Below are 11,854 nucleotides of genomic sequence, written 5' to 3'. Positions count from 1 at the left end.
AATCTATAATTCTTGGATGTCTTATTACGTTATATTTTTAGCACTTGGCCTAATAATGTATCGTTGAGCACATCCGATAAGTAGTCATCTACAGTTAAGAACAGCAATCCGTTGCCTTCGAGTTTTGGCGAGTTTCCTAGAGGAACCGTTCTCTTTATTAATTGTGCATATAGCTCAGGCTCTGTCAGATTTCGTTCAAAGTTTTTGTTGGCGATATCTTTTATGAGCGCAAGTGCACCGGATATATGCGGTGTTGCCATCGAAGTACCAGTTAGTTTTGCATAAGATCCGTTTAAATACGTTGAAAGGATTTCCTCGCCCGGAGCTACTAAGTCGACTTCATTATTCGAATTTGAAAATTCAGAAGAATGGCGCTCTAGATTAATCGCTCCGACACTGATGACTTCATTATAGCTGCCAGGAAAGGAAAATTCATCTGAAGAATCCTGCCCATCTCCTTCATTACCAGCAGCACAAACGACCAGAATTTGATTATCAACGGCGTTTTGAATCGCGTGATGCAACTCAGGTACATCCTCAGAACCGCCGAGGCTCATGGAGATGATATCCACCTTTTGTTCAACTGCATAGTTAATTCCATTTATAATCCAGTCGTATTGTCCTGATCCATTTTTATCAAGCACCTTTAAAATCAATAAACTTGCTTCTGGTGCAACACCAATTACTCCGTTATTGTTTTGGGTGGCAGCTATCGTGCCAGCCACATGAGTTCCGTGACCATTATAGTCAGTGTATACATCAGGATTTCCATTATCATCATCCGTGAAATTCCGTCCGCCGATAATCCGCTCACTTAAATCAGGATGGGTAACATCGCAGCCTGTGTCCAATATCGCAACCGTGATTCCCTTACCCTTCGATTTCTCCCAAATATTTGGAGCAGAAATTAGCTCAATACCTTTTGGCACCTCAGACACCACTTCGACCACTGCATTCACTTGATACGGAATTAAATGTAATCTTTGCTTCATCTGTATCCCTCCTGACAGAATTAGTTTTCTGTGTATTCTAGGGAGTTAATAATAGTTTAACAATTCAGAATATAATTAACCAGTTACTATAGTCGTGTTTTTATCGAACTAACGTTCTTGTTGGACGTAATCTACTAGTCATATTTATTAAACTAATTTGTGGTTTAACTAAAGGCTGTAACATTATTATCTAGCTTGAAAGAATCTTAATAGAAATAGCATAAATGTTATCCATTCTTATAATGAAATCCCAAACCCCTATGTTAAGATAATGCAAAGCCAATTTGATCTAATGGCTAAACATGAACCATTTTTTTTAGCATGGTTACATGTATAATAGGAGGTCCTTTTATGAAACGAAAAATACTTGCAATGTTGCTTATAATAACAATGCTTATCTCTATTCCTTCTATCAGCTTTGCTGATGCAGTAGAAGGAGATGTTATTGTTTCATTAGGAGAAAACCTAACGGAACAGCAAGAAAAAGATATGTTAGCAGAGTTAGAGGTACCGGAAAACGCACAAATGATTACGGTGTCCAATAAAGAAGAGCATGATTATTTAGGGGAGTTTATTCCTAAGTCACAAATTGGTTCCCGTGCGATTTCATCAGTGAGTATTACTATGGGAGCTAAAGATTCCGGATTAGAGGTTCAGACAAACAATATTACATGGGTTACGGATGAAATGTATATCAATGCCTTGACTACAGCCGGTGTAAAGGATGCAGCCATACAGATTTCTGCTCCGTTTGAAGTATCAGGTACCGCAGCTTTGACAGGCATTATGAAAGCTTATGAGGCAACAACGAATAAAGAAATTCCGGAAGAAATCAAAAAAGTGGCGAATGAAGAAATGGTGAAAACCGCACAGCTTGGTGACTCGATTGGAGCGGACAATGCTGCTTCTCTCATGGGAAAAGTCAAGGATGAAATCGCCAAGAATGAACCGAAAACAGAAGCTGACTTGCGTGTGTTAATTGAACAAGTGGCCGCAGAGCTGGGGATTACATTAACAGATGCAGAGTTAGATATGTTAGTAGACTTCTTCAACCAACTGAAGGCGATGGATATTGATTGGAATCAAGTAAAAGAACAGTTAAGTGTGACCGCAGAAAAAGTCTCGACATTTTTGCAATCGGAAGAGGGGCAGTCATTCCTACAGAAGTTGCAAGATTTCTTAAATCGCTCGCTTGATACGATTCGTGAACTCACCGCTTAATGAACACAAATTAAAACTTTTAAAGCCCCTCTCAATCGAGATGGGGCTGTTTTGGTTGTTTTATTATTGACAATTTTCTCCCTGCTTTTGAGATAAAAAGCTGCTATGCGAAAGAATCATACCGAATCTAATCAAACGTTTTATGTTGAAAAAAGTTATTTTCACGATTCCTGCAGATGATTAGCGAAAACCGTCACTATTTCCTCGACAATAATTTCTCCTCAAGACTATCCAAGGTTCGTTTTTCAAAAGGGTTCTTGGACATTTAATCAAACGTTTGATTAGGGGATGCTGCTCAAATTTTGTTGAATACTGAGATGTATTTGTAGATTTGGTAATAATAAAGGAGAAATTAACATTATAAGGCGGATTTTTTTATGGAAAGAATCATTTTGTGGGCATTGTTACTAGTTGGAATTACCCTATTAATATTCAGTTTAAGAAAGCCCTTCATCAAAGACTGGATTTTAATTTTTTTATTGAATGCTTATCTTTCAACATTAATTGGCGTTCTTGTTGTAGAAGAAAACATGCTTGAATATCCAATAAGGTTTTTAGATAACTATTTCACTTCGAGCCTTCTGTATGAATATCTTCTCTTTCCCGTTGTTTGTATTTACTTATATCAAAAAACGTATCACTCCAGCTTTAAAGGCATTTTTCTATATTGTTTATTGTTCACCTCTGCTTTAACAGTCATTGAGGTTCTACTTGAAAGATATACCGATTTAATTGAATACCATACATGGACATGGATGCACACATTTATTAGCACCTTTATTCTAATGTTTTTTATCCGCAGTATTATGCAATTAATAAATCAAAAGGTAAGTTAAATTTGAAAAAAATCCGGCCCAATGAATGAGCCGGATTTCTTAAGTCTCCTTTAATATAGCTATCCCTAGCTGAAAAATGGTATAAAAGTGTGATAATAATTTATTTGACTCTAAAATAAACTGAATATGAAATATATATCAACTATAAATTACCAAAAAAAGGGGTGCTTACCATGAATTCGAAAGTGCTATCGATTAAAACGGTTGTCGCAATCGGTATTGGTGCTGCGGTGTTTATAATTTTAAGCAGGTTTGGTTCGATTCCAACAGGCATACCAAATACAAACGTAGAAACATCATATGCTTTCCTAGCACTAATGTCATTACTTTACGGTCCTGTCGCTGGATTGCTGATTGGATTAATTGGTCATACGATTAAGGACGCTGTTTTTTATGGAGCACCCTGGTTTAGCTGGATTATCGCTTCAGGAGTCGTAGGATTATTAATAGGATTAGCAGCATCACGGATCAAGCTTCGGGATGGGGAATTTGGTGGAAAAGCTATTATTTCTTTTAATATCATTCAAGTTATTACTAACTCAATTGCATGGTTTTTAATTGCTCCCACTTTAGATATCTTCATATATGCAGAACCAGCCAATAAAGTATATATTCAAGGCCTTGTAGCGGGTGCGGCTAATATAGTAACCATTGGTGTTTTAGGAACCTTGCTAGCAATAGCATATGCAAAAACGCGTCCTAAAAAAGGCAGCTTGACTCGAGAATTGTAAGAAGTGAATGTCGGTGATCTCCCATCATCGGCATTTTTTATTAGTCTAACAAACAGAAGGAAGTTGAATATGAGAAAACCAGTTATTGAATTTACTAATTTTAGTTTCCACTACCGGACACAGTCCTCTCCAACACTAAGTGGTATTAATTTGACTATTTATGAAGGAGAAAAAATTCTAATTATAGGACCATCAGGGTCTGGAAAAAGTACATTAGGACATTGTATAAATGGATTGGTTCCCTTTTTTTATCCTGGTGAAATTTCAGGGAGTTTAAAGATTTTTGGAAAAGAAACAAAAAAGGAAAGTATTTTTAAGCTATCATCAATGGTTGGTACGGTGTTACAGGATCCTGATGCCCAATTCATCGGTTTAACTGCAGCAGAGGATATTGCGTTTAAACTTGAGAATCAGTTTGTTCCACAAGAAGAGCTATTTGAATCAGTGAACCGGGTTGCTGAACTGGTGGATATGACAGAGCATTTGAATTCAACTCCACAGGACCTTTCTGGAGGACAAAAGCAAAGGGTCACACTTGCAGGAAGTATGATTGATAATAATGTAAATATTCTTCTTTTTGATGAACCCTTGGCAAATTTGGACCCTGCAACAGGGAAAACGGCGATTGAACTTATCGACCGTATTCATAAGCAAACTGGAAAGACAACGATCATTATAGAGCATCGATTGGAAGATGTGCTGCTTGGTGAGATAGATCGTATTGTAATTATAGATGAGGGTTGCATCTTAGCGGATTTGACACCAAATGAATTATTAAGCTCAAATCTGCTTATAGATACGGGCATCCGTGAACCGCTCTATCTGACAGCTTTGAGATATGCAGGATGTACGATCACTCCAATGCTGAAGCCTAAAAGTTTAAAGACATTAAACATTGAAGTCAATAAAACGAAGCTTCATGCATGGTATGAGGCCGCGGGATATGCCGAGAAAAAACCAAAAAATGATGTACTTTTAGAGCTGAAAAATATTCATTTCGGGTATTCAAAAACAAAAGAGATTATTAAAGATGTTTCATTCAAGATTAACAAAGGAGAATTATTATCTTTAATCGGTAAAAATGGAGCTGGAAAATCTACCCTTGCCAAGTTAATATGCGGTTTTTATCTTCCTACAGCAGGGGAAATCTTATATGAAGGTGAAAATCTTATAGGTCAATCCATAAAAGAGCGGGGAGATCATATTGGCTTTGTACTGCAGAACCCTAATCAAATGATTTCTCAAAATTTCATATTTGATGAAGTAGCACTAGGATTAAAATTCCGTGGAGTACCAGATAAAGATATAGAAGATCAAGTATTTTATGCTTTAAAAATCTGCGGGCTTTATGAATTAAGAAATTGGCCCATATCGGCCTTAAGCTTCGGGCAGAAAAAGAGAGTGACGATTGCATCCGTATTAGTGCTAGGACCCAAATTAATTTTATTGGACGAGCCAACAGCCGGTCAGGACTATAAACACTATAACGAAATTATGGAGTTTCTGTGGAACTTAAATCAACAAGGAATCACCATTATCATGATTACCCACGATATGCATTTGATGCTCGAATATACAAACAGAGCCATTGTAATATCAGAGGGACAAAAGATAAAAGAAGACGAACCTGCCAACATCCTTACAGATGAAGAGGTTATCCGTCTGGCTAATTTAAAAGAAACATCCCTCTATCAATTAGCTAAAAAAGCAGATTTTTTTGACCAACGAGACTTTGTCAAACGCTTCATTCATTTTGATCGGAGGACCCGACAGCTATGAATCATAAAATTCTTTCTTACATTCATCAAGAATCCCTGATTCATCGTCTTACTGGAGCTGCTAAACTGATAGGTTTTATTCTTTGGTCATTAACAGCAATGATAACCTATGATACTAGGATACTTGTTGTTATGTTTATTTTAGGGATTATGATCTTTCTTTTATCGAAGGTCGAATTTCGTTATATTTCTTTTGTATTCTATATATTCTTATTATTTTTGTTTATAAACAATATTGCTATTTTTCTTTTTGAACCGATGCAGGGTGTTGAAATGTACCATACGAAGCATGAGTTTCTTCACATCATTGGACATTATACTTTAACCGCTGAGCAGCTATTCTACCAATTTAATTTAACGCTTAAATATTTGACCATTATTCCACTTGCCTTGTTGTTTATGGTTACGACACATCCCAGTGAATTTGCAGCTTCTCTTAATAAATTAGGAGTAAGCTATCGAATTGCATATGCAGTAGCTCTTGCGCTGCGATATATACCAGATATTCAGCGGGATTATCAAAACATCTCACTAGCTCAACAGGCGCGAGGAATTGATTTATCAAAAAAACAAAAATTGACCAAAAAATTACGCTATGCCTCATCCATTTTAATGCCGTTAATTTTTTCTAGCCTCAATCGGATTGAAACAATAAGTGCTGCGATAGAGCTTCGAGGCTTTGGCAGTCAAAAGAGAAGATCATGGTACCATGAGAGACCCTTTACAAAAGCAGATTATTTAGCCATTATGCTTATTGTACTTTTGTTTGTCTTTTCAATGATCATTACATTTTTGGATGGAAATCGTTTTTATAATCCATTTAGGTAAGTAAGAACTATATCACGTATGTTGCCAAACACGACCAACATTCGTGAGACAGTAGCATTGATTGAAATGCATAGCTGGGTATGAATAGCTTTAGTAGATTAAGTGAAAATTGAAGTGCGTTTATGTTCCCTCAGACAAAAAAAGTATGGGGGATTTTTTTGTTATGGAAGCTGATTGCAAGTGGTAGATTATACCTATCCTAGCATGTAAAATAGGATTATTTTTCCATATATTTATAATATTAAAATAATTACAATTATTCATGCTATTTAAATCCTACTAACCTATAATAAAATCTATGGAAAATAATGGGGGGGTTTGGCTGATGAAGAAAAAGTTTATTATACCTGTAGCTCTGTCGACAGCGATGTTGGTAGGTTCTATCCCAGTTAGTAGTGTTTTTGCGCAGCCGGCTAATACAAAGGTCGTTAATAGTGTACAAGCTTCTAAGGAATGGAATGAGAAAGCAAGTGTTCCATTATTTGTGAAGGAGCGATTTGCAGAGAAATTCTCTTCTAGTACCTCTACCGAAGCATTAAATTATTTGAAGAAAAACGAAGGCAAAACCGGAATTAATAATCCGGATAAGAATCTAAAAGTGAAGAGTGTACAAAAAGATAGACTTGGTATGACTCATGTCCGCTTTAATCAGGCAGTAAATGGAGTAAATGTAGAAGGGTCAGAGGTTGTTGTGCATTTTAATGAGAATAATGAAGTGGTATCCGTAAACGGAAGAGTAAATCAGACGATTGCGGAAGATGCAGTGGACACTGCTGCCTCTTTAAGTAGTGATACTGCACTAAAGACGGCTTTATCCTCTGTCAACGCTCCTGAAGAGCTGACCTATGAGCCAACTACTGAGCTTGTTGTCCTTCCTTTTGAAGGGGAAAATTATACAGCCTATAAAGTGAATATTAACTTCATGGGGGATGAGCCTGGGAACTGGTTTGTCTTTGTGGATGCTAACACAGGAAAAGTCATCGATCAGTATAATGGCTTAATGCATTCCGATGAAATGAAAACACAAAAAGGTGCTGGAAAAGGTGTACATGGTGAGCACAGGGAATTACATATTACGCAAGTAAAGGAACCGAATGCTGGAACAAAGTTTGCGTTAGCAGATTACTCTCATGAGAACCTTGGAGGAATCGTAACGTACGACGCCAAAAATGATAACACTTCTAGTAATGATACTGTTTATGTTGGCAATTCTGCTGCCTTTATCGGCGACTATGATCGGGCGCTGGTCGATGCACACTATAATTCTGAAAAGGTATATGAATATTACCTAAATGAGCATGGCCGCAATTCCCTTGATGGGGAAGGAATGGCAATCATTTCTAGAGTTCACTATGGTAACAATTATAACAATGCCTCTTGGAATGGGCGTTGGATGACCTATGGTGATGGTGACGGTGTGTTCATGACGTCTCTATCAGCTGGTCTTGACGTTGCTGCTCACGAAATGACCCACGGTGTCATCACTCATTCTGCGAATCTAGTATACCGCAATCAATCTGGAGCTCTAAACGAATCGTTTGCTGACGTCTTTGGTGCGCTCGTTGATGATAGTGATTGGGAAATGGGCGAGGATATTATGGCTCCGGCTGCCAAAGCTGACGGTGTAACCGTATTGCGCAGCTTAAGTAATCCAAACAGTGTTGTTGTCAGCAACGAGCAAAGAAGAGCGTATAGCACAAATGGCGGAGTCTATCCAGACCATATGGATGAGTTTTATAACATGCCAACTTCTGTTGATGGCGGCGGTGTTCATGTAAACTCTTCGATTACAAACCATGCTGCATACTTGATTGGCCAAGAAATCGGCAGAGAAAGATTAGGGCAAATCTATTATCGTGCGTTAACGGTTTATTTAACTCCAAATTCCGATTTCAGCGATGCCCGCCAGGCGATTGTTCAGTCTGCTATTGATCTTTATGGTGAAGGCAGCGAAGAAGAGGCTGCAGCGAACGATGGATTTGATGCGGTAGGAATTAACTAAGTATTTAGGTTGTCTGCAAAATCAACAATGAAGTTGATTTTATAATCCCTCAGACTAAGAGTTTGAGGGATTTTTATTATGGTTCTCCAGAAGTAAGTTAAAAATAGTTTATAATGGAGTTTATACTTTTCCAGAAGGAGGGCTATTTTGGAAAAACAAGGAGTTATATCACTAGGAGAACCTTTTGTAGATTTTATTTCAACGGATAGTACCAATACCAAATTCCGGCAGTTGTTAGGAGGCGCTACAGTTAACCTGGCAGTCGGAACCAGCAGACTTGGCCTGCCTACTTATTATTTGTGTGAATTGGGTACAGATTCAAACGGTCAATTTGTGGTACAAGAATTAGAAAAAGAGGGAGTTAATCTTGAGTTTTCTGTTCGCACTGCTTCGAAAAGAATGTGTGGGGTCTATGTCCATCTAACAGAAAGTGGAGATCGAAACTTCCATTCCTATATAAACCCTACCCCGGATAATGTCTTAAGCGAAGACGAATTAAGAAGAGAGGTATTTGAGAAGACAAGAATTTTTTATTTTGGGTCAGGTACCCTTTTTCAACAAAAATCTAAAGCGACATCACAGGCTGCGTTACAATATGCTAAAGAATTTTCCAATCTCATCGCCTTTGATGCCAATCTTCGTTTAAAGCGGTGGGAAAGCGAGCGCGATTGCCGACAAACAGTGGTTTCATTCCTTAAACAGGCTACTATCGTCAAGCTAGCTGAAGATGAGTTAAATTTTTTAACGGAAACAAATTCACTTGAGGCCGGATTGGAAAAAACATTAAAATGGGACATTCCATACCTATTTATCACGATGGGAGGGAAAGGTGCTTGTGGAGTGATGAATGGAAACAAAGTTTTCAGCCCTGCTCCAAAGGTAGATTCAATTGATACAACCGGTGCAGGAGACGCTTTTATGGCTGGACTTTTGTATTGCTTCCACGAAAAGGGCATGCCAGCAGGGAAGACAGAATTAACGGAGTATCTTCAATTTGCCAATCGTGTTGGGGCTCAAGCGACAACCAAAATTGGATCTTTAACTTCTAGAATGGATTTTATGGAGTTGAAAAAACATTTTGAGAAGTAAAGTTTTTACTTACTGGCTTTTGGGCTTGGGCTTGGCTATTATGCCTATATGGTTTCTGAAAAAGAAGATGTTGATAGCGTTACGATTGTTGATATCAATGATGATGTGATTCATTTATTTCAAAAATATATATTACCACAGTTCAAAAATGCTCATAAGATTAAGATTATCAAGGCAGACGCTTTCGAATATGCACAAACGTACATTACGCCGGGTAACTATGATTTTGTGTTTACGGATTTATGGCATGATGTTTCGGATGGAATTGACATGTATTTAAAGATGAAAAAGTTTGAGGGTAAGAGTCCTAAAACTGTATTTACATATTGAATCGAAAAGTCAATTTTGTGTTACTTACAATTATTTTTAATATTTAAATTATTTTATTCTGGTTATAATAAGAGATAGCATACTAGAGTTAACACTTAAAATAAAAGGAAATGGCGGGGAAAATGATGGGAAGATTAGTTCATTTCGAAATTCATGTGAGTGACATGGAACGGGCAAAGAAGTTTTATGGAGAGGTATTCGGATGGGAATATCAAGATTATAGTGAATATGCAGGTATGCCATATTTTGGTGCAGTGACGGGGGATGAAAATGAACCTGGAATCAATGGTGCTTTAATGCAGCGACAAAGTGCTCCGCCGGAACAAAACCATGCTTTAAATGGATTTGCTTGTACAATGGGAGTGGAAAATTACGATGTAACGGAAGCAAAAATACTTGAGAATGGCGGCAAAGTGGCACTGCCTAAATATGCACTGCCTGGAATGGCGTGGCAAGGATACTATATTGACACCGAAGGCAATGTATTTGGTATTCATCAACCTGATGCCAATGCAAAATAGAACTTTTTAGGTGAAGAATAATATGAAAGCATTAGAAGCAAAAGTCATGCTTGAAAATGTGCGCAAAATCTGTCTAGCACTTCCCGAAGCAGCTGAACTTATCGACGGTTTTGGCCACAATACGTTTAAAATCAATGGAAAATCCTTCGTAATATCAGGTGAAAACGAGAATGGATTTAGCTTGTCTTTTAAGTCAGATTGGGAAACTCAAGAAATATTGCTCCTGAAAGAGCATTTTTACAAAACCCCATATATCGGACATCACGGCTGGGTATCTATTCAAAATCCTGCTGAGGAGCATTGGGATGAATTAACCGATTTAATTCAAGAAGCTTATCTGCGAGCTGCACCGAAGCGTCTGGTTAAGAATTGGAATGAATTATATAATCGATGAAGAAAGGCGGAGTGATTTGCCTTTCTTTTTTTACGCTCTTATATAGGCTATACATATACTGGTCGAAAAAGATAACAACCTCATCTATAATCACATAGTAGTATACTCAGCACATCCTTAATCGAATAAAAATAAGAAATAAGCACAAGCCTTTTTAATTCCTGAACATATAGTGTTTAACAAAGTGAACAAGCATTAGGAATGGGAGGATTTGCATCTTTATATGTTAAGCAAGGTTAAAGTCTTTCCTTCGATTACAATATCATGGATAAAATGATTTTCAGAGTTAGAAGGTGGATTTAATTGAAATTAACGAATGAGAAAGGTATTCCTTGGGGAGTTAGGAAACAAAACAACACAAACATAACACCTTTAGATTTTACTGAAATACAAGAATTATCTTTGTTTATTGGAGTTAACATTGGATCTAGTTATCACAATGAAACAGATTGTGCTGTCCTCCTATATAAAGATAGAACAAACTGGAAATTGAAAACGAATGAAAACGAAGATGCTTTTGAATTTTTGTACAATAATATTAATTTTTTCTCGAAAAATAGATATAAAAATGCGGAAAGTACTTTTCTAAAGGAGTATCTCATTTTTACAATAGGTGCTTGTTTAAGTTCTCCAATAAAACCAGAGTATACTATTCGTGATGTCGATGTAGAAAGAAATAATGGAAATAAGATAAATCAAAGATGGGAATCAGAAAGTTATCATAAGATGAGTGATTGGCTAAATCGTTTTCCGATATCGGGAGCATCTAAGAGAGTTTATTTAGAAACATTCCCTCTAAGTAATTTTCCCCTTGACATAAAGGAAACAAGAGCAACAGAAATTGAAAAGTCATTCTTAGTTGATGCATTTAAAAAAATCAGTGAAGTTCCAGGTTCTATCCTAAATATACAGGGGTGGAATGAAGAGCATTTTAAGGATGAAAATTTTCGAAATGCCTTTGTTTCGATGTTAGTCTCAATTGCTTATACGAGATGGAAATCAATAGATAAATCAGGAAGGCATGACTTCCTAAAAATAATTGCGGATCATGATGGTCTATATTGGCTTCTCGATCATGAATCACTCAATCAGTAATACTCTCAAATTGGAAAAGCCTCTTTCTAATGAAAGA

Annotated in this window: 12 protein-coding genes; 11 read left to right on the top strand and 1 reads right to left on the bottom strand. The window is 37.1% G+C overall.

Going from position 1 to position 11,854, the window contains the following annotated elements:
• Window positions 1-29 precede the first annotated feature (29 nt).
• A complete protein-coding gene (locus tag QFZ31_RS15950; protein WP_307304318.1) occupies window positions 30-992 on the bottom strand; it encodes a S8 family peptidase in 963 nt (320 codons plus the stop codon).
• Window positions 993-1,343: 351 nt separating this feature from the next.
• On the opposite strand from QFZ31_RS15950, the gene QFZ31_RS15945 reads away from it, so the two are divergent.
• The 11 genes from QFZ31_RS15945 to QFZ31_RS15895 all read left to right on the top strand — a co-directional run bounded on the left by QFZ31_RS15945 (window position 1,344) and on the right by QFZ31_RS15895 (window position 11,817).
• Window positions 1,344-2,213 carry a DUF1002 domain-containing protein gene (locus QFZ31_RS15945; protein ID WP_307304317.1) on the top strand — a complete coding sequence of 290 codons (870 nt, stop codon included), beginning with the start codon at window positions 1,344-1,346 and terminating at the stop codon, window positions 2,211-2,213.
• A gap of 377 nt (window positions 2,214-2,590) precedes the next feature.
• Complete coding sequence (locus tag QFZ31_RS15940) at window positions 2,591-3,049, top strand: CBO0543 family protein (protein WP_307304314.1); 459 nt, start codon at window positions 2,591-2,593, stop codon at window positions 3,047-3,049.
• 173 nt (window positions 3,050-3,222) lie between these two features.
• On the top strand, window positions 3,223-3,780 hold the full coding sequence (locus tag QFZ31_RS15935; RefSeq protein ID WP_307304312.1) for an ECF-type riboflavin transporter substrate-binding protein: 558 nt from the start codon (window positions 3,223-3,225) through the stop codon (window positions 3,778-3,780).
• 69 nt (window positions 3,781-3,849) lie between these two features.
• Window positions 3,850-5,559, top strand: coding sequence for an ABC transporter ATP-binding protein (locus QFZ31_RS15930; protein WP_307304310.1), 1,710 nt, complete (start codon window positions 3,850-3,852; stop codon window positions 5,557-5,559).
• The gene (locus tag QFZ31_RS15925) at window positions 5,556-6,386 is read left to right on the top strand and encodes an energy-coupling factor transporter transmembrane component T family protein (RefSeq protein ID WP_307304308.1); all 831 of its coding nucleotides are present in this window, start codon (window positions 5,556-5,558) and stop codon (window positions 6,384-6,386) included. The genes QFZ31_RS15930 and QFZ31_RS15925 overlap by 4 nt, the downstream gene beginning before the upstream one ends.
• A gap of 325 nt (window positions 6,387-6,711) precedes the next feature.
• The gene (locus tag QFZ31_RS15920; RefSeq protein WP_307304306.1) at window positions 6,712-8,388 is read left to right on the top strand and encodes a M4 family metallopeptidase; all 1,677 of its coding nucleotides are present in this window, start codon (window positions 6,712-6,714) and stop codon (window positions 8,386-8,388) included.
• Between the two features lie 147 nt (window positions 8,389-8,535).
• A complete protein-coding gene (locus QFZ31_RS15915) occupies window positions 8,536-9,477 on the top strand; it encodes a carbohydrate kinase family protein (RefSeq protein ID WP_307304302.1) in 942 nt (313 codons plus the stop codon).
• 48 nt (window positions 9,478-9,525) lie between these two features.
• Window positions 9,526-9,807 carry a hypothetical protein gene (locus QFZ31_RS15910; protein WP_307304299.1) on the top strand — a complete coding sequence of 94 codons (282 nt, stop codon included), beginning with the start codon at window positions 9,526-9,528 and terminating at the stop codon, window positions 9,805-9,807.
• 125 nt (window positions 9,808-9,932) lie between these two features.
• Window positions 9,933-10,328, top strand: a complete 396-nt coding sequence (locus tag QFZ31_RS15905) for a VOC family protein (RefSeq protein ID WP_307304297.1) — start codon at window positions 9,933-9,935, stop codon at window positions 10,326-10,328.
• Between the two features lie 22 nt (window positions 10,329-10,350).
• The gene (locus QFZ31_RS15900; RefSeq protein WP_307304294.1) at window positions 10,351-10,722 is read left to right on the top strand and encodes an MmcQ/YjbR family DNA-binding protein; all 372 of its coding nucleotides are present in this window, start codon (window positions 10,351-10,353) and stop codon (window positions 10,720-10,722) included.
• Between the two features lie 303 nt (window positions 10,723-11,025).
• On the top strand, window positions 11,026-11,817 hold the full coding sequence (locus QFZ31_RS15895; RefSeq protein WP_307304291.1) for a hypothetical protein: 792 nt from the start codon (window positions 11,026-11,028) through the stop codon (window positions 11,815-11,817).
• Window positions 11,818-11,854 lie beyond the last annotated feature (37 nt).

It is taken from the genome of Neobacillus niacini, from assembly GCF_030817595.1.
Classification (GTDB): domain Bacteria; phylum Bacillota; class Bacilli; order Bacillales; family Cytobacillaceae; genus Neobacillus; species Neobacillus niacini_G.
This window is presented reverse-complemented; position numbering and strand designations above follow the sequence as displayed.

Coding starts and splice junctions, on each gene's coding strand:
- QFZ31_RS15945 (WP_307304317.1), top strand. CDS start 1,344: ATGAAACGAAAAATACTTGCAATGTTGCTTATAATAACAATGCTTATC.
- QFZ31_RS15910 (WP_307304299.1), top strand. CDS start 9,526: ATGGTTTCTGAAAAAGAAGATGTTGATAGCGTTACGATTGTTGATATC.
- QFZ31_RS15950 (WP_307304318.1), bottom strand. CDS start 992: ATGAAGCAAAGATTACATTTAATTCCGTATCAAGTGAATGCAGTGGTC.
- QFZ31_RS15930 (WP_307304310.1), top strand. CDS start 3,850: ATGAGAAAACCAGTTATTGAATTTACTAATTTTAGTTTCCACTACCGG.
- QFZ31_RS15940 (WP_307304314.1), top strand. CDS start 2,591: ATGGAAAGAATCATTTTGTGGGCATTGTTACTAGTTGGAATTACCCTA.
- QFZ31_RS15905 (WP_307304297.1), top strand. CDS start 9,933: ATGGGAAGATTAGTTCATTTCGAAATTCATGTGAGTGACATGGAACGG.
- QFZ31_RS15900 (WP_307304294.1), top strand. CDS start 10,351: ATGAAAGCATTAGAAGCAAAAGTCATGCTTGAAAATGTGCGCAAAATC.
- QFZ31_RS15925 (WP_307304308.1), top strand. CDS start 5,556: ATGAATCATAAAATTCTTTCTTACATTCATCAAGAATCCCTGATTCAT.
- QFZ31_RS15935 (WP_307304312.1), top strand. CDS start 3,223: ATGAATTCGAAAGTGCTATCGATTAAAACGGTTGTCGCAATCGGTATT.
- QFZ31_RS15920 (WP_307304306.1), top strand. CDS start 6,712: ATGAAGAAAAAGTTTATTATACCTGTAGCTCTGTCGACAGCGATGTTG.